Genomic DNA, 17,737 nt, shown 5'->3' on the forward strand with positions numbered 1-17,737 from the left:
TTTGTAATCAGCGCGTCGGCAATGCCAACGAATTTGTATGATTTAAAGCAGTCTAGGGAATGAATTGTAGATTGTCGACAATTTACTTGACTGGACAAAGATCATACCGCAGCCTTGAAGCAATCAAAAAAAGGCAACACGAAAGGGCGGCACTAATGCGCGACGGTGCGAGTGGTCAGACGATTTCTGAAATACGACGCGATCTGGCAGCGGCCTACCGGCTGATCTCGCTGGAGGGCATGGATGATGGCATCTATACCCATATTTCGGCACGACTCCCCTCGGGACCGGGGGGCGAACAACGCTTCCTGCTCAATCCTTATGGGCTGCGCTTTGACGAAGTCACCGCAGCCAATCTGGTTACTGTCGATGAAACCGGGGCTGTGATCGACGACCCCTATGGCGCGGGTGTGAATGCGGCGGGCTTTACCATTCATTCGGCGGTCCACATGGCGCGTCATGATGCGGCCTGTGTGCTTCATACCCACACGGTGGCCGGGGTCGCGGTGTCTTCGAACAAGGAAGGCCTTTTGCCGCTTAATCAATGGTCGGCACAGTTCTATGACCGGATCGCTTTTCATGACTACGAGGGCATCGCCCTTAACCTTGATGAACGTGCCCGCATCGTTGCGGATCTCGGGGATAAATCGGTCATGCTTCTGCGCAATCACGGAACGTTGCTTTTGGGGCGTTCCGTTGCCGAGGCGGTCAAGCTGGCCCTTAATCTTGAACGGTCCTGCAAGGCGCAGGTGGCGGCCCTTGGCATGGGGCTGACACCGGTTGTGCTGCCGCACGAGGTTGCAGAACATACCGCTGGCCAATACCAGTCAATGTACGACTCTTTTGAAAACAAGGGCAAATCAGACCCGGAATGGGCGGCCCAACTTCGCAGGCTGGAAGCCTGCGCACCGGGTTACCTCGGGTAATCCATTCCACCTTGTCCAATGGCGGCATATGTCGGCTTTGGGCCATGGTTAATTACGCAAAACAAAAACAACAAAAATCTGAAATCCAGAAAACAATCAGGGATTGCTATGAAATACCTAAAACTGAAAGCGACTACGTTCCTAATCGCTGCTTCCTTGGCGTCGCCTTTGGCCGCCCAGGAAGCTGGCGGTCGTCTTGACATCGTTGTTCAGCCCGAACCGCCGGGACTGATGCTTGGCCTCGTTCAGAACGGCCCGACCCAGCTTGTCGCGGGTGATATCTATGAAAGCCTTCTGCGCTATGACGGCGATCTGAACCCGATGCCGAGCCTGGCCAAAAGCTGGGAGATCTCCGAAGATGGTCTGACCTATACCTTCAAGCTTAACGAAGGTGTCAAATGGCATGACGGCGAACCGTTCACCGCAGAAGACGTTGTGTTTTCTGCCGATGTTTTCCTGCGTGAAACCCATGCGCGTCTGCGTGCATCGCTGGCCTATGTCGAAAGCATCACCGCCCCGGATCCGATGACGGTTGTCTTCAAACTCAAGGAGCCGTTTGGTCCGTTCATCAACGCCTTTGAAAACGGCACCATGCCGATCGTGCCCAAGCACATCTACGAAGGTACTGATTTCGCCAACAACCCGGCGAACGCCAATCCGATTGGCACCGGTCCGTTCAAGTTCAAGGAATGGGTCAAGGGCAGCCACATTCATCTCGTCAAGAACGAGGACTACTATGTCGATGGCCTGCCATATCTGGACGAAGTCTACTACCGTGTGATCCCGGATGCTGCGGCCCGTGCGGTGGCGTTCGAGACCGGCGAAGTTGATGTTCTTCCGGGCGGTTCGGTCGAAAACTGGGATATCCCGCGTCTGGCCGAAATGGACGGTGTCTGTGTCACCGAAAAGGGCTGGGAATTCCTCGCACCGCTGGCATGGATGTGGCTTAACAACCGCGAAGGTCCGACCGCAAACGAGAAGTTTCGTCAGGCCGTCATGTACGCCATGGATCGTGAATTCATGCGTGACGTGGTCTGGAATGGCTATGGCAAGGTCGCGACCGGTCCGATCGCATCAAGCACCAATTTCTATTCCGATGACGTGACCATTTATGATCACAACCCGGAAAAGGCCAAGGAACTGCTCGCCGAGATGGGCTATGACGGTGAACCGCTCAGCATCCTGCCGCTGCCATATGGTGAAACCTGGCAGCGCTGGGCCGAGGCTGTTCGTCAGAACCTCAGCGAAGTCGGCATCAATGTCGACATCGACAGTGCCGATGTTGCTGGCTGGAACGAAAAAACGTCCCAGTGGGATTACGACATGGCCTTCACCTATCTCTATCAGTACGGTGATCCGGCCCTTGGTGTATCGCGCAACTATACCGCCGATCGCATCAAGAAAGGCAGCCCGTGGAACAATGTCGAGGGCTATGAAAACCCGTCCCTTGATGAAAAATGGGCTGCTGCGGCAACCATGGTCACACCTGAAGAGCGCGAAGCAGCTTATCTCGAAATCCAGAAGGAAATCGTCGATGACGTGCCCGTTGCCTGGATGCAGGAGCTGACCTTCCCGACGATCTACCGTTGCAACGTCAACGACCTGGTGACGACGGCCATCGGTATCAATGACGGTCCGCGTAACGCCTGGATTGAAAAATGAGTCTGCGGGCGGGCCACCATCGGCCCGCCCCTTTTTCTGACACCCCGCAGCAAGCGGGGCTTTCAAATACGGGATGCGACAGGGACATATGACCATTTTCGCTGTGATCGCTTCGCGGCTTTCCAAGGCTATTCTGACCTTGCTGGCCATTGCGATTCTAAACTTTTTCCTCATTCATGCAGCACCCGGTGACCCGGCTGTCGTGCTTGCGGGTGAAGCCGGTGCCGCCGACGAGCAGATGATCGAACAGCTGCGCGAACGCTTCGGGCTCGATCAGCCGCTTTATGTTCAGCTTGGCAAATACATCGCTGGCATTGTGCAACTTGATCTTGGCTATTCCTTCCGCCAGGGCGCACCGGTTGCCGAACTCATTGCTGATCGGCTGCCTGCCACACTGTTGCTCACCATGACCGCCTTTGTTGTTTCGCTTGCCTTTGGCATCGCCTTTGGCGTTGCTGCCGCCGCACGCGTTGGCAAGCCATCCGATACTGTGCTGACGACGATGGCGCTTTTATTCTATGCAACGCCACTATACTGGCTGGCACTTATGGCTGTTTTGGTGTTTTCGGTATGGTTTGGATGGCTGCCGGGCTTCGGTTATGAAACTGTCGGTGCCAATTACACCGGTTTCGCCCGCGTCATTGATATCGCCAAACACCTGGTCCTGCCTGCCCTGACTTTGGGGCTGTTCTTCACAGCCGTTTACATGCGTATGGCGCGTGCCTCCATGCTTGAAGTCTCGCAGCTTGATTTCGTCAAGACCGCCAAGGCCAAAGGCCTGTCTGACGCTGTCATTCGCCGCCGCCACATCCTGCGCAACGCCATTTTGCCGGTGGTGACACTGGCGGGTCTGCAGGCCGGTCAGCTGGTCGGCGGGGCCGTTTTGACGGAAACCGTCTTTGCCTGGCCGGGTATTGGGCGATTGATGTTCGAAAGCTTGGCTGCACGTGACTACAACACGATTTTGGGCGTGTTCCTTGTCTCTGCCGCCATGGTGATCCTGTTCAACATTGTGACCGACATTGTCTATCGCATTGTCGATCCCCGTATCGGAGCCCGTAGCTGACATGTGGAAACGTTTCAGAAGCAATATGGGCGCCATGATTGGTGTGGTCTTGCTGATCGCGGTTATCGTCATCGCCCTGATCGCCCCCTTGCTCTTTCCCGATGGGCCATGGCAAATGGTCCAGCGCCCGTTCCTCGCCCCGTTTGCGGTTGATGGCTTGCCTTTGGGCACAGATACACTGGGCCGCAATGTTGCCGCCCAGCTGGCCTATGGGGCGCAGGTCTCCCTTTTGGTCGGGCTGGTTTCAACGCTGGTTGCACTGCTGATCGGTGTGCCGCTTGGCGCGCTGGCCGGGTTCTATGGTGGTTATGCCGATGAAGGTGCCATGCGCTTCACCGAATTCTTCCAGACCATCCCGAACTTCGCGCTGGCCATTGTGCTGGTGGCGATTTTCGAACCGACCCTGTTCTCGATCACGCTGGCGATTGCGATTGTCAGCTGGCCACCGGTCGCCCGCCTTGTGCGTGCCGAAGTCATGTCAGTCCGCACCCGCGAATTTGTTGATGCCGCGCGTCTGGCCGGTCTTTCCAAACCGCGCATCCTGATCCAGCAGGTCCTGCCCAATACGGTATCCCCGATCATTGTGATGGCGTCCCTGATGGTGGCAACCGCGATCCTGCTTGAAAGCTCGCTTTCCTTCCTGGGGCTTGGTGATCCCAACGCGATGTCGTGGGGCTACATGATTGGTGCGGCCCGCACGGTTATCCGCACCAGCTGGTGGCTCAGCTTCTTCCCGGGCATTGCCATCGTGATCACTGTTTTGGCGCTCAACCTGATCGGTGAGGGACTCAATGATGCCTTCAATCCGCATCTGTCGCGAAAGGGCAAAGCATGAGTGAGACTCTGACAGTCGAACGGCTGACCATTGGTCTGCCCGAAGGGGCGGATCGCCCCTTTGCGGTCGAAAATGTCAGCCTGACCATCAACAAGGGCGAAATCCTTTGCGTGGTCGGTGAGTCCGGCTCTGGCAAGTCGATGACGGCCAATGCCCTGATGGGGCTTCTGCCCCAGGGGGTAGAGGTCAAATCCGGACGTGCCCTGTTTGAATCCCGCGATGTTCTGCGTCTGTCCGAGGCCGACAAACAGGCCTTGCGCGGCGCACAGATCGCGATGATCTTTCAGGAACCCATGACCGCGCTGAACCCGCTGATGCGCATTGGCGATCAGATATCCGAGGTCTTTGCCGCCCATGGTCTTTACACCCAGTCCGAACGGCGCAAACGTGCGCTTGATCTGGTACGGGAAGTCGGCCTGCCCGACCCGGAAAAGATCATTCGGGCCTATCCGTTCCAGCTTTCCGGTGGTCAGCGCCAGCGCGCGATGATCGCCATGGCGCTTGCCCTGGAACCGAAACTCCTGATTGCGGATGAGCCGACAACCGCCCTTGATGTCACGACACAGGCACAGATCCTGAATCTTATTCTTGATCTGCGCGAACGGCGTGGCATGGCGGTGATGTTTATCACCCACGATTTTGGGGTGGTGGCCGAAATCGCCGATCAGGTGATCGTGATGCGTGAAGGCAAGGTTGTTGAACGCGGTGATGCGGCGGCAGTTCTTGATAACCCGCAGCACGAATACACCAAACGCCTGCTTGATGCGATTCCGACCGGAAAACTTCCGGAAGCCCGCGAACTAAGCGATACACCAGCGCTTGAAATCAAGAATCTGTGCAAAACTTTCCGGACGGGTGGCGGGCTGTTCAAGCCCGTGCGCGAAGTCCGGGCAGTGGATGATGTGTCGCTCACCGTGGCACGCGGCGAGGTGCTTGGTCTGGTCGGCGAGTCAGGCTCGGGCAAATCGACCCTTGGCCGAACGGCTGTGCGTCTTGTCACGCCCGACAGCGGGCATGTGATGGTTGGCGGTGTTGATCTTGCAGCTCTGTCCGAGGAAGAACTCCGTCGTCAGCGCAACAAGGTCCAGATGGTCTTTCAGGATCCTTATGCCTCGCTCAATCCGCGTCAGCGGATCATGGGGGCCCTGACCGACGGCCCGATAAATCGTGGCGTGCCCAAGGAACAGGCACAGGCCAAAGCCCGCGAACTGCTTGAAATTGTCGGTCTGGGGGCTGATGCCGCCATGCGCTATCCGCACGAATTTTCCGGCGGGCAGCGCCAGCGCATCGGGATCGCCCGGGCACTGGCAATGGAACCTGAACTGATCATCGCCGATGAGGCCGTCTCGGCCCTTGATGTGTCTATTCAGGCACAGGTGCTTGATCTGTTGCGTGAACTGCGTGAACGGCTGTCGCTTTCAATCCTGTTCATCACCCATGATTTGCGGGTTGCAGCCCAGCTGTGTGACCGCATTGCGGTGATGCAAAAGGGCCGCTTGGTTGAAATCGGCCGGGTCGAGGACATCTTCCTTAAACCGCAGCAGGAATATACCCGCCAGCTTCTGGCTGCCGTTCCGGGTGCGGACTGGGCACAACCGGAAGAAGCCATGGCATGATTGGCGTTCTTTCCTGTAGCAGGCTCGATTTGCGGGGCATTTATGGCCCGCATTTCGAGGCCCTGGCACCCGAGCTTGACCTGCGTCTGCCAGATGAAATCGACCGGCCCGAAGATGTCAGCTTCATGGTCACTTTCATCCCGGCAGACGACGCGTTTGTTGCCTATCCCAATCTGCAGGCGGTCTATTCAATCGGGGCGGGGGTGGATGCGATCATGTCCTGTCCATCCCTGCCGCCCGGCTTGCCGGTTCACCGGGTCGAAGACCCAGATCAGGCGCGCCAGATGGCCGGTTTTGCGACCTTCCATGTGCTTTGGCATCATCGCAATATGGGCAATTACCTTGCCAATCAGAAAGCCGCCCATTGGGAACGCCATCTGACCGGCCTGTCGCCCCGTGCCCAGCGGATCGGTGTGGCGGGTTTTGGCCATATGGGTAGGGCTGTGGCCAAGGCACTGGTTGCACTTGGCTATCCGGTGGCAAGCTATTCCCGTTCCCGTCCGCAACCGGCCGAGGATGGCGTCACCCATTATACCGCCGGTGCATTTGATGATTTTCTCGCCCAAAGCGACATTCTGATCAATGTCCTGCCCCTGACCGAACAAACCAAAGGTCTATTTGGCACCAATACGCTGTCAAAACTGCCAAAGGGCGCGGCATTGATCCATCTTGGTCGCGGTGGACAGGTCGATGAGGCCGCCCTGATTGACGCCCTTGATCGCGGGCATCTGTCGGGTGCTTCGCTTGATGTGTTTGATTCCGAACCCTTGCCGCCCGAACACCCGATATGGACCCATCCCAAGGTTTTCGTCACCCCGCATGTCGCCAGCATCTGCGAACCGCAGACGACTGTCCTTTCCATTCGCCGGACCCAACTCCAACTCGTGCCCCTGTCGGCTTAACCAGCAAAGGTAGCGCCCCACATGACGACCCAGATGAGCATTGATCCGAATTCCCTTTCCGCCCGTGAATTGGCGCATCGCATCAAAACCGGCGAACTCAGCGCGACTTCGGTCATTCGCGCGACGCTTGATCGTGTGGCGCGCATCAATCCGGGTATCAACGCCATCGTTCAGGATTGCGCAGCAGAGGCGATGAAAGATGCCGAGCATCTCGATGCCCGCATTGCTGCCGGGGATGATGTTGGCCCGCTGGCCGGGGTGCCGGTCACGATCAAGGTGATTTCAGATCAGGCGGGGTATGCCACAACCAATGGCACGACGCTGGCGTCTGATCTGATCGCAACCCAGGACAGCCCGTTTTTGCGCAACATGCGTAACAAGGGCGCGATTGTCATCGGGCGCACCAACACACCGGCCTTTTCCTATCGCTGGTTTACCTCCAACAAGGTGCACGGCACGACGCTTAATCCCCATAACCCGACCCTGACGCCGGGCGGGTCTTCTGGCGGGGCCGGCGCGGCCACGTCGGCGGGCTTGGGTCATATTGGTCATGGCACCGATATCGCGGGTTCCGTGCGCTACCCGGCCTATGCCTGTGGCATTCAGGGTTTGCGCCCGACCCATGGCCGCATTCCGATGTTCAATCAGACGGGTGGGGACCGCCCGATTGGCGGGCAATTGATGGCGGTATCGGGCCCGCTTGCGCGCAGTGTCGATGATCTCAGGCTCGGGCTGGAAGGCATGTCGGGCTACGCCCCCGAAGATGTCTGGAGCGTTCCGATGCCACTGCGTGGCCCTGATTTTGTCAAACGTGTCGCGCTCGTGACCCATCCGGGTGGGATCAATACCGACCCAAGGATCGTCGCGGATCTGGAACGGGCGGCCGACATCTTCCGGTCCGCGGGCTGGACCGTCGACACCCCGGAAATCCCCGAAATCCGCGAGGCCGTTCAACTGCAAATCGACCTCTGGCTTTCCGATGATCACGAGGCAAAACTCACTGCCGCACGCAAGGAAGACGATCCCGGCGCGATTGCCCTGCTTGAACATTATGCTGACCGTGCGGCATCCATTGATATGGCAGCCTTCAGCCAGCTCTTCATCCGCCGCGCGGCCCTTATTCGTGCCTGGCGGGCGTTTCTGGAAAACTATCCCGTCGTCCTGATGCCGGTCTCGGCCGAACTGCCGTTCCGCAAGGACGAAGACCTCGAAGGCTCTGAAACCATCGCGCGCCTCTGGGAATCCCAACTCCCGCAAATCGCCATCCCGCTGCTCGGCTTGCCAGCCATCTCGATCTGCTCGGGCGTTGAAAATACCATCCCGTCCGGCGTCCAGCTTGTCAGCGCCCCCTGGCGCGAAGACATCTGCCTGACGGCCGGCGAAGTCTTGGAGCAAGGCTTCGGCCTGCCGCAGATAACCCTTTAACCTCAAAAGGGCCCGCTTTCGCGGGCCCTTTTCTTGGTATAGATGGGGGGCTTACCCAACCACATTGAACTCCGGCCCATAAGGATAGCCGGTGATGTTTTCATTGCCGTCTTCGGCGATCACCAGAATATCGTGTTCGCGATAGCCACCCGCACCCGGCTTTCCTTCGGCGATGGTCAGCATCGGTTCCATGCTGATCACCATGCCCGGTTCAAGAACCGTGTCGATATCCTCGCGCAGCTCAAGCCCGGCTTCGCGCCCATAATAGTGCGACAGCACGCCAAAGCTGTGGCCGTAACCAAATGTGCGGTATTGCAGCAAATCGCGCTCGGCAAAGAACGTGTTGATCTGTTCTGTCACGTGTGCACAGGACGCGCCGGGTTTAAGCAAGCTCATGCCAAATTCATGGGCCGCCACATTGGCGTTCCAGATTTTCAGGCTGGCGTCATCGACCTCGCCCACAAACATCGTGCGTTCAAGGGCGGTGTAATAGCCCGAAATCATCGGGAACGTGTTAAGCGACAGGATATCCCCACGCTTAAGCTTGCGCGCGGTCACCGGGTTATGCGCCCCGTCGGTATTGATCCCGGACTGGAACCAGACCCACGTATCGCGATATTCCGCATTCGGGAAGCGTTTGGCGATCTCAAGTTCCATCGCGTCACGTCCGGCCATGGCAACGTCAATTTCACGCACCCCTTCCCTGATCGCGTCCCGGATGGCATAGCCGCCCACATCGGCAACCTGCGCGCCATGGCGGATCAGCGCGATTTCGGCTGCTGATTTGTGCATGCGCTGGCGCATGGTCGCCGGCGCAATATCCTTGCTGTTTGACGGTTTGAGGAACTCATCCAAAAGCGCCTTTTGCGCGAGGCTGATATGATCGCCCTCATAGCCAATCACCTTGCCCGGCCCGGTCACCGAAAGAATGGCGCGCCAGTAATTGTTTCGCTGCCAGTCGGTATAGGTGATGTTGTCGCCATGACAGCGCCGCCACGGTTGGGCGGCATCAATGCCGGCACTGATCGTGACACTTTCGCCTGGTGTGACGACAAGCCCGTAAGGTCGGCCAAAGGCGCAATACAAAAAGCCCGAATAATAGGCGATGTTATGCATGGAGGTGAAAACACAGGCCTCAACCCCGGTATCGGCCATGTGTCTCCGCAAGCCCGCAAGACGGGCATCATATTCGGCCGCCGCAAACGGCAGGACGCGGTCACCTTGGTGGAAACGGTAAAATTCCGGGCGATCCATAAACGAGTTCCCTCTTTTACGCGCTGCGCATCAAAAGGGGCTGAGACCTCCCCTTGTGCAAACAGCGACAAAGCAAGATCCCGGCGTTCAGGATATGTATGGTGATGGTCGGGCGCGTGGTTCAGATCGTTTTTCACGCTGGCGACGCCATCGCCTGCCCTGGATGAACTTTGGCGATGGGCGCTTCCAATGGCAAGCAAATTTTACGCACCCATAGCATAGATCACAGCACGCCCCGCCTTGTTCCCATATGGTCACACTATCACAAGCAAAACGGGCACAAGCAAAACGGGACCCCTTGTGTAAGCCTCACCATACGTTTGTATGGTTAACAGTACTTTTTTAACAGCTTGGCGCTTTACTGTCAGAGAGCATTCAGGGTCCTGACCCTAAAACGCGGGCAAAAACGGACACGCGGCGTGGCAGAAGAAAACGAAAACGGCGAAGACGAAAATAACGAAGGCGGCAGAACAGCCGCCAAGGCGGCGATGAAACGCATCGCCGCAAAGGAACGACGCGAAGCACTCCGCCGTCAGCGTCGACGGCGCATGATTGTGTTCGGGGTGTGTTTCTCTGTCGTGTTCCTGACCATTTTCGGCATCATCTATTCAATCAAGTCCAATCTGGACCTGAGCCGCAACATGGTGCGCAGCCCGGAAATCCGGATTCTCGGCTATGACGGTGCCCTGCTTGAAACCATCAAGGGGCATTACAGCCAGGACGTGTCGCTGACAACATTGCCCGAACGGGTTCAGAATGTCTTTGTCGCGGCGGCTGATCCGGACTTTTTTGATCATCTCGGGGTATCGGGCGCTGATTTCGCACGGATTTTCAGCACCCAAGATGCGCCGGGATCGACGATTACCATGAAAGTCGCGCGCAGCTTCTTCAAGCGCAAGGACAGCGGCCCCGGACGCCATATGCAGGAATTTCTGGTTGCCCTGTGGCTGGAATGGAATTTCAGCAAAAAGACGATTTTGCGAAGCTACCTTGAACGCAGCTATGTCGGGCGCGGTATTTTTGGCATTTCTGCGGCCTCCCGGCTTTGGTATGGCGGCCCGGCAGAGCGCATGACCCTGCATCAGGCCGCTGTTCTGGCCGCAGCCATCAGCGATCCGGAAACCTTCAATCCGCTGTTTTATCCGCGTGAAACCGCCGAAGAAGCCAACAAGATTTTGGCCCGTCTGGGTCAGTACAAGTTCATCGAGGCGGACCGTGTTTCGGCCTTGACCTTGATTGAGCCGCAACTTGATGTGCAATACGCCGAAAACGTGCTTTCGGGCTATGTCGTGGACATGGTGCTCGAAGAAGTTGCCGACATCGTCGGCTATAGCAGCCGTGACATCGACGTTCTCACCAGCATCGACTGGACAATCCAGAATCTGGCACAGCAAATTGTCCCCGAAGTCGCCAAATTGCGCATCAAGCCGCGCGGCGCAAACCAGACCGGGCTGTTGTCGATCAGCCCCGAAGGACGCATTCGTGCGATGATCGGCGGTGCGGATTATTCACCATTCCAGCGCAATCGCGTGACCGAGGTTAGGCGTTCTGCCGGGCGCATGATCAAGATCGCCACCTATTATTATGCCCTGAATCAAAACAGCGACCCGGCGCAATGGGTGCGCGACAATCGCATGGCGGTGGGCGGCTGGCGGCCGATCAACCCTGATCATGACTATATGGGCATGATTTCACTGCGCGAGGCATTTGTGCGTGACGTCAACACGGTACCAACCAGCCTGGCTGATCACTTCGGGCTATTGAATGTCCGGCAGTTTGCCCACGACATCGGGATCAAAAGTCCGCTTTCAACAGACATCCGGACCGTCGTCGGGCTCGACCCGGTCACCATTTCCGATATCACCGCCATCCATGCCCTGCCGCAAAATTCCGGCAAGCCGGTCCAGATGACCCTGATCAACAGGGTGTCATATACCGGGGATGAAAGCGCGACACCGGTCTATCAGCGCGTTGACGCGGTTCAGGAAAAACAGCTGACCGACGAGGCCATCCAGGGATCATATGTGCTGTTTGCCAGTGTTACCGATCCGCAGGTGCGCCTTGATCGGCCCTTTGCCGGGTATGGAACGGTGGCCGGCGGGCGTTCTGATGCGTGGTATGTTGGCTTCTCGTCCGATCTGATCACAACGGTATGGGCTGGCAATGATGACGGGTCGCGTATGGACGTGCGCGGCGAGGTAGAGCTTGCGTCTTTGTGGCGGTTATTTATGCTGGACGCGCATGATGGATTGCCCATTCGTTCAATGGTCCGTGCATCATCAGAACGCCGTCGCGCAGGCGATGGCGTAAAGGATCTGTGGAAGCACGATCAGGCAAGCAATAATAACTGACAAAACCGTCGCAGAACGGGGAGACGGGGGACTCCCTCCTCGGTTGGGACAAAAATTGACATTCGCCGGAAACAGCGGCGCGATCACCTGTTGGACGCGATTTTGGGGCGCGTTGACATAACCGGTGAGTTCGCGTGTGCCAGGGCCGGACCAGACCGATAGGTGCGTTTGTGGCGCAAAGAGAATTCAAAAGACAGAAAAGTGTCCGTAAGGGATCGAAAGGTTCCAAAAAGACCAAAAAACGGGTCAGCAGCGCGCGCAGGAAGGGCGGTGGTCTTTTCGCGCGCCTCGGCGATATGATTCCGGGGCCGGAAGCCATTGCAAAATTCATCGTTCTCGGCTCGATCTGGGTCATGGTTCTGGGCGGCGGGGTTGTTGCCTATTACGGCTATGGCCTGCCAGACAAGGTCAGCTTTGATGTTGCGAGCGAACGCAAACCATCCATCCGCGTGATCAGCATTGATGGCCAGAATCTGGCCGCCTATGGCAATCGATACGGAAACCCGGTCGAAGTGCGTGACCTTCCCGATTATGTCGGTCAGGCCTTTGTTTCCATCGAAGACCGCCGCTTTTATGACCATTTCGGCATTGATGTCGTTGGTATCATGCGTGCAGCCTGGGCCAACCTGACCGCCGGGCGCATTACCGAAGGCGGCAGCACCATCACCCAGCAGCTCGCCAAGAACCTGTTCCTGTCACCCGAACGTTCCTTTGGCCGCAAGATCGAAGAGGTGCTTCTGGCCATCTGGCTGGAATTCAAGTTTGATAAGCAACAGATCCTGTCGCTGTACCTCAACCGCATTTATTTCGGATCGGGTGTTTATGGCATTGATGCCGCAGCACGCCATTATTTCGGCACCGACCCGCGGCGCCTGAACCTGTATGAGGCGGCGGTTCTGGCCGGTCTGCCCAAGGCACCAAGCCGCTATAACCCGATGGTTGATCCCGAAATTGCCGCTGATCGCGCCAATGTCGTTCTGGCCGCGATGGCATCGACCGGGGCACTGACCAAGGCGCGCGCCGAACGCGCCAAACAGACCCGTGTACGAACCGCGCGTTCCGCTCAGAGCGGGCCGGGGGTTCGCTATTTCTCGGACTGGGTTCTTGATCGGGTGCGCGATTATGTTGGCTATGTCGATCAGGATCTTCTGGTACATACCACGCTTGATTCCCGCCTTCAGGAAATCGCCGAGGAAAACCTGCTCCGTGCGCTCGAAAGCAACGGTGCCAAGGAACACAATGTCGGACAGGCCGCCCTTCTGGCGATGACGCCCGACGGGGCGGTGCGCGCCATGGTCGGCGGCCGTGATTATTTTGAAAGCCAGTATAACCGCGTGACACAGGCGCGCCGTCAACCGGGCTCGGTATTCAAGCTGTTTGTCTATCTCGCCGGGCTTGAAAACGGTTTTGGCTCAAATGACTGGATGCGTGACGGACCGATCGTCATTGACGGGTGGGAACCGCGCAACTTTGATCGCAAGCATCACGGCACCATGTCGATCCGTGATGCGGTCGCGACCTCGAACAACTCGATTGCCGTACAGCTTGCCCTTGAAGTCGGCCTGGACAAGGTCATTCAAAAGGCCCGCGACATGGGCGTTTCATCGGAACTCAAACCGGAACCAAGCCTCGCCCTTGGCACCAGCGAAGTCTCGATGCTCGAGCTCACCGGTGCCTATGCCATCGTTGCCAATGGCGGTTTTGCCGTTTTCCCGCATGCGGTCAGCAAGATCACCGGCAAGGGGGGCGAAGTGCTGTATGAACGCTCTGACGACTTCCCGTCCCGTCTGATGAACCCGCTTCATGCCGGGGAAATGAACAACATGCTGGCCGCGGTCGTGTCCAAGGGCACCGGGCGCAACGCCATCATTGACCGCCCGGCCGCGGGCAAGACCGGCACGACGTCCGATTACCGCGATGCCTGGTTCATCGGCTACAGCTCCGATCTGGTGGCGGGCATCTGGATGGGCAATGACGATGGCAGTCCGATGGATGAACAGGTCACCGGTGGTGGGCTTCCCGCCGCGCTTTGGCGTGATTTCATGCTGCACGCCCACCAAAACATCCCGGTCCGGTCGCTTGGCAAGGCCGCACTCGCGCGCTCCAAAAAGATCGGCGAGGACGACAGCTGGCGCGATTTCACCGCCGGCTACAGTTCGGGCAACAAGAAGCAGTAAGGCACCTCAAGTGTCTTTGGCGAAATTACAGGCGGTCTTCGGGCCGCCTGTTTTCGTTCAACCGCTCGCTCAGCGCCGCCCCATCCCATCCCATCCGTCATTCCCGCGAAGGCGGGAATCTATGGACAGCAAATGTGAAAAGGGGACTGTCCCCCTTTTAAGCAGAGTGAGCCTCTTGTAACCGTTTCGTTTCGTAATACTCTTCGGCAACAATCGTAGTTCGGAACTCAGCTTCTTTCTCTGTTAGCTTGTTTGTAGCGGTTCGAATTTTCTCTAAGTCCACTCTGAAAAATTCTTTGCGCAAGTTTACGGCATTTACTCTCGAATGAGAGAACTCGCGGTGCAGCGCAGCTTCCAGTGCAGGGGCATCGTCGTAGTAGATGATTGCATGGACATCGAAAGGGAATGGAACACTGGCATCGCCGAGTTCTTTGACGCGGTCCATCGGATCCAGACGCCGCGTGAGACCGATTTTATAAACGTTCTCTCCAAACGAGCCAATGTTGCTAATGATATATACGTGGCCTTTTCTGGTTTGCTCGGCCAAGCTTTTAGCACGCCTCTCACTTGCTTCAGCTTCCAGAAGCTTTTCCTCAAGCTCCTTGATTCTGGATTCTGCCGCCGCCTTTTGCTCATCTCCAAGAAGAAGCAATTCTTCTCGCGCTTTTTCAAGCATATCTCGATAGATTTTCTCTTCCTGCTCAGCTTTTGCTATTGCGGCTTCGTATTCCCTAATTGCCTTTTGCTCTTCCCGTATTTGCTCTCTAATGAGGCGCTGTTCCTCTTGCTCTTCCTGCTTCTTCAACTTGTATTGATAGAACAGTCGGCATTCTTCGAACTTCAGCTTTATATATGCATCGGTAATCCCACACTTTAAGCTGAGCATGTTTTTCTCAAGCTTGTTTGCGAGTTTTTCTATCTGCTCTAAAGATCTAGAAAACCGACTTGGGGAAACTTTTCCGATTAGAAAATCACATTCGATGTTAAAGGCCGCTAACAATAACTGGCTTTGACCCTTGAGAATTTTCTTATTCTGAGCCTCATCTTGTGACAACTTTATCGAATCAGGGATCTCAACAGCTCGGTTACTAGAGATGAGCTCTTTTTGCTGATCTCGAACGCGCCGAATTTCTTCTTCAAATCGTTCGGTTGTCTCGAATAAGTAGTCGGGAGTTTCGAAATGCCCGTAACTAACAAAATCTTCAAGCCGCGAGTACAAATCGAGCTGAGGTACGAGCTCAGACATTTCGTTTTTTATGTTTGAAAGCTGAATTCTAGCATTCTTAATATTTTGAGAAATCTCGCCCTGCTCTTCCTTCAGGCACTCGACAGCTTCTATTAACGCCCCCTCAGAATCCTTAAGCTGCCGAAGGTCAGCTGTCTCAGATTTAATATTTTTGAGACTTTCATTCGCTTCGATCAGTTGCGTATTTAGCTCAGATTTCCTCGCAATTCTCTCTTCAATATCACGCTCTAATGAAGAAAAATTCTTAATTTTCTTACCAAACCGGCGACGAACAAAGGCGTATGTAACAACTACAGAGGAACAAACTGAAATCAAAATATATACTGGAAGAGAATAATCCACCTACATCAACTCCAAATCAATAATTGTCTCTCTAAGGTTCTTTCTACGGATACATCTCTTCTCGTAGGCGATTTTCTCTTCCTCGCGATTTTTTTGAATCGCGACCTTTAGCAGCTCCTTTTGGCGCTTTTCTTTCTCTTTCTGCAGCTTTAGCTTTTCCCTTTCTCGCTCACGCTGCAAACGCTCCCGTTCTCGCTGACGTTGCAGGGCCTCTCTCTCTCTAGCCCTCTCCTGTCGCTCTCGTTCCTTAATGGCTCGTCGGTTAGCCCTATCAATGGCCTTAACAACCTTAATAGTCGTCCTTAAAGCGCTTCTTCGAGCCATAACTTGCAATCCCAACTTGAGCCTTTATCGATACAGTAGACCTATGCTCACCGGACCAGCCTGTAGAGCAAGCAAATAGAACCCATGCAGCAATACCCGGAAAGATTGTGTTCCTGCTAAGATTGACACGAAAAGAAAGCAAGCGCAAATACCCGAAGCAAGGTTAATGCTTCCAACAGGGCGAAAAGAAAGTGAAAAGGGGACAGGTTCATTTTTTCCTTATTTCCGCTAAAACCACAAAAAAAGACCGGCATCGCTTTCACGAGCCGGCCTTGAGTTTGGCTTGCTTTGATCACATCGGGGGGGATGTGATCGGGAGTTTCTCACCTGTCAAAACCCCGTGGGTGCAGCATCGGGATGGGAGACATTCTGCTGCAGGGTTCCAACTGACGGTGCGGGTGGCGCTTCGTCATGGTGAGATATCAGGCCGCGATGGCCTGATCCGTTAACGCTTCGAGGAAGTCCAGGCATTCCTCGATCTGCGAAATTTCAATGAACTCGTTGGGCTTGTGGGCCTGTCGGATGCTGCCCGGACCGCAAATGATCGACGGGATGTTGCCCTGCTTTTCAAATACGCCCCCTTCGGAGCCATATGACACCTTGCCCGAAATTTCCGGGATGATGTTGCTGACATAGGAAAAGGCGTCCGCATCCGTGCAATCACCCATGCCCGGATAGGAAAAGATCTTCTCGAAGCTAAAGCCGGTATCTTCCGCCTTGGCCTTCATCTCCGCATCCAGAGTATCCATGATGGTCTGTTGCAGACCGGCGATCACCGCTTCGGCGTCATGGTCGGGCAGATGGCGAATTTCAAAGGTGAATTCGCAATATTCCGGGGTGACGTTGGTCGCGGTCCCGCCGCTGATCGTGGTCGTCAGCATCGTGCTGTGCGGCACGGTGAAGTCTTCGTCAAACGGGCCGTTTTCTTCAAAATCCCGGGCCTGTTCGGCAATCAGGTTAATCGCACGCGATGCATATTCGATGGCATTGACGTGATTGGGGGCAAAGGAACTGTGCCCCGCCGTGCCGGTCACGCCAACCCGCATGGAATATTTACCCTTCTGGCCATTGATGACCTTCATGTTGGTCGGCTCGCCAATCACGGCCAGACGCGGTGGTGTCTCCATCGCCGCCAAGTGATCGACCATTGACCCAACACCGATGCAGCCGACTTCCTCGTCATAGGACAGGCAAAGATGAAACGGGATTTCAAGATCACGTTTGACCAGTTCCGGGATCATCGCCAGCGCGCAGGCCGAAAAGCCCTTCATGTCCGCCGCCCCACGACCATAAAGCTTGCCATCGCGCTCGGTCAGCTCAAACGCCGGGCTTTCCCAGGTGGTTTCAAGGGCGGGCACCACATCGGTATGACCCGAAAGCGCAATGCCCGGTACCCCTTTGGGACCGATGGTCGCCAGAAGGTTGGCCTTCTGTCCGGTTTCATCATGGAACAGCGTCGACTCAATGCCGTATTCCGCCAGATAGTCACGGACGAAATGGATCAGACCAAGATTGGAGTTTTTGCTGGTCGTGTCGAACGCCACCAGTTTGCCAAGCAGATCAATGGCATTGTGGAGACGCGACATGTTTGGTTTGGACATTTTATCTTCT

The 17,737-nt window shown here is 56.1% G+C and carries 12 protein-coding genes; 9 read left to right on the plus strand and 3 right to left on the minus strand.

What is annotated here, in order from left to right; translation table 11 throughout:
- The first annotated feature begins 155 nt into the window (after positions 1–155).
- The 7 genes from B2R48_RS17820 (at position 156) to B2R48_RS17850 (ending at position 8,432) form a co-directional block, all read left to right on the plus strand.
- On the plus strand, positions 156–926 hold the full coding sequence (locus B2R48_RS17820; protein ID WP_213475311.1) for a class II aldolase/adducin family protein: 771 nt from the start codon (positions 156–158) through the stop codon (positions 924–926).
- Between the two features lie 108 nt (positions 927–1,034).
- Positions 1,035–2,588 (plus strand): ABC transporter substrate-binding protein, encoded by a 1,554-nt coding sequence (locus B2R48_RS17825; RefSeq protein WP_297003159.1) that lies wholly within the window; start codon positions 1,035–1,037, stop codon positions 2,586–2,588.
- Positions 2,589–2,676: 88 nt separating this feature from the next.
- Positions 2,677–3,654 carry an ABC transporter permease gene (locus tag B2R48_RS17830; protein ID WP_297003160.1) on the plus strand — a complete coding sequence of 326 codons (978 nt, stop codon included), beginning with the start codon at positions 2,677–2,679 and terminating at the stop codon, positions 3,652–3,654.
- 1 nt (position 3,655) lies between these two features.
- The gene (locus B2R48_RS17835; RefSeq protein ID WP_084271919.1) at positions 3,656–4,489 is read left to right on the plus strand and encodes an ABC transporter permease; all 834 of its coding nucleotides are present in this window, start codon (positions 3,656–3,658) and stop codon (positions 4,487–4,489) included.
- On the plus strand, positions 4,486–6,105 hold the full coding sequence (locus B2R48_RS17840) for an ABC transporter ATP-binding protein (RefSeq protein WP_297003161.1): 1,620 nt from the start codon (positions 4,486–4,488) through the stop codon (positions 6,103–6,105). The genes B2R48_RS17835 and B2R48_RS17840 overlap by 4 nt, the downstream gene beginning before the upstream one ends.
- A complete protein-coding gene (locus B2R48_RS17845; protein WP_297003162.1) occupies positions 6,102–7,007 on the plus strand; it encodes a 2-hydroxyacid dehydrogenase in 906 nt (301 codons plus the stop codon). Before B2R48_RS17840 ends, B2R48_RS17845 begins: the two co-directional genes overlap by 4 nt.
- 21 nt (positions 7,008–7,028) lie before the next feature.
- Positions 7,029–8,432, plus strand: a complete 1,404-nt coding sequence (locus B2R48_RS17850; protein WP_297003163.1) for an amidase family protein — start codon at positions 7,029–7,031, stop codon at positions 8,430–8,432.
- 51 nt (positions 8,433–8,483) lie between these two features.
- On the opposite strand, the gene B2R48_RS17855 is transcribed toward B2R48_RS17850, so the two are convergent.
- Positions 8,484–9,686, minus strand: a complete 1,203-nt coding sequence (locus tag B2R48_RS17855; protein WP_297003164.1) for an aminopeptidase P family protein — start codon at positions 9,684–9,686, stop codon at positions 8,484–8,486.
- A 419-nt stretch (positions 9,687–10,105) separates the two neighbouring features.
- Between B2R48_RS17855 and B2R48_RS17860 the strand changes: the two genes are divergently transcribed.
- Entirely contained in the window at positions 10,106–12,037 is a 1,932-nt protein-coding gene (locus B2R48_RS17860; protein WP_297003165.1) for a transglycosylase domain-containing protein, read from the plus strand.
- Between the two features lie 296 nt (positions 12,038–12,333).
- Positions 12,334–14,214: a transglycosylase domain-containing protein gene (locus B2R48_RS17865; protein WP_249742237.1), complete on the plus strand. Its 1,881-nt coding sequence runs from the start codon at positions 12,334–12,336 to the stop codon at positions 14,212–14,214.
- Positions 14,215–14,371: 157 nt separating this feature from the next.
- On the opposite strand, the gene B2R48_RS17870 is transcribed toward B2R48_RS17865, so the two are convergent.
- Together B2R48_RS17870 and argE are read right to left on the minus strand one after the other, a co-directional pair.
- Complete coding sequence (locus B2R48_RS17870) at positions 14,372–15,802, minus strand: DUF4041 domain-containing protein (RefSeq protein ID WP_297003168.1); 1,431 nt, start codon at positions 15,800–15,802, stop codon at positions 14,372–14,374.
- 746 nt (positions 15,803–16,548) lie between these two features.
- A complete protein-coding gene (gene argE, locus B2R48_RS17875) occupies positions 16,549–17,727 on the minus strand; it encodes an acetylornithine deacetylase (RefSeq protein ID WP_297003171.1) in 1,179 nt (392 codons plus the stop codon).
- Positions 17,728–17,737 lie beyond the last annotated feature (10 nt).

This window comes from Thalassospira sp. UBA848 (genome assembly GCF_002295455.1).
Classification (GTDB): domain Bacteria; phylum Pseudomonadota; class Alphaproteobacteria; order Rhodospirillales; family Thalassospiraceae; genus Thalassospira.

Bases quoted from the DNA above. Each gene is read 5' to 3' on its own strand.
- argE (WP_297003171.1), bottom strand. From the start codon at position 17,727: ATGTCCAAACCAAACATGTCGCGTCTCCACAATGCCATTGATCTGCTT.
- B2R48_RS17825 (WP_297003159.1), top strand. From the start codon at position 1,035: ATGAAATACCTAAAACTGAAAGCGACTACGTTCCTAATCGCTGCTTCC.
- B2R48_RS17840 (WP_297003161.1), top strand. From the start codon at position 4,486: ATGAGTGAGACTCTGACAGTCGAACGGCTGACCATTGGTCTGCCCGAA.
- B2R48_RS17820 (WP_213475311.1), top strand. From the start codon at position 156: ATGCGCGACGGTGCGAGTGGTCAGACGATTTCTGAAATACGACGCGAT.
- B2R48_RS17830 (WP_297003160.1), top strand. From the start codon at position 2,677: ATGACCATTTTCGCTGTGATCGCTTCGCGGCTTTCCAAGGCTATTCTG.
- B2R48_RS17850 (WP_297003163.1), top strand. From the start codon at position 7,029: ATGACGACCCAGATGAGCATTGATCCGAATTCCCTTTCCGCCCGTGAA.
- B2R48_RS17865 (WP_249742237.1), top strand. From the start codon at position 12,334: ATGATTCCGGGGCCGGAAGCCATTGCAAAATTCATCGTTCTCGGCTCG.
- B2R48_RS17845 (WP_297003162.1), top strand. From the start codon at position 6,102: ATGATTGGCGTTCTTTCCTGTAGCAGGCTCGATTTGCGGGGCATTTAT.
- B2R48_RS17855 (WP_297003164.1), bottom strand. From the start codon at position 9,686: ATGGATCGCCCGGAATTTTACCGTTTCCACCAAGGTGACCGCGTCCTG.
- B2R48_RS17835 (WP_084271919.1), top strand. From the start codon at position 3,656: ATGTGGAAACGTTTCAGAAGCAATATGGGCGCCATGATTGGTGTGGTC.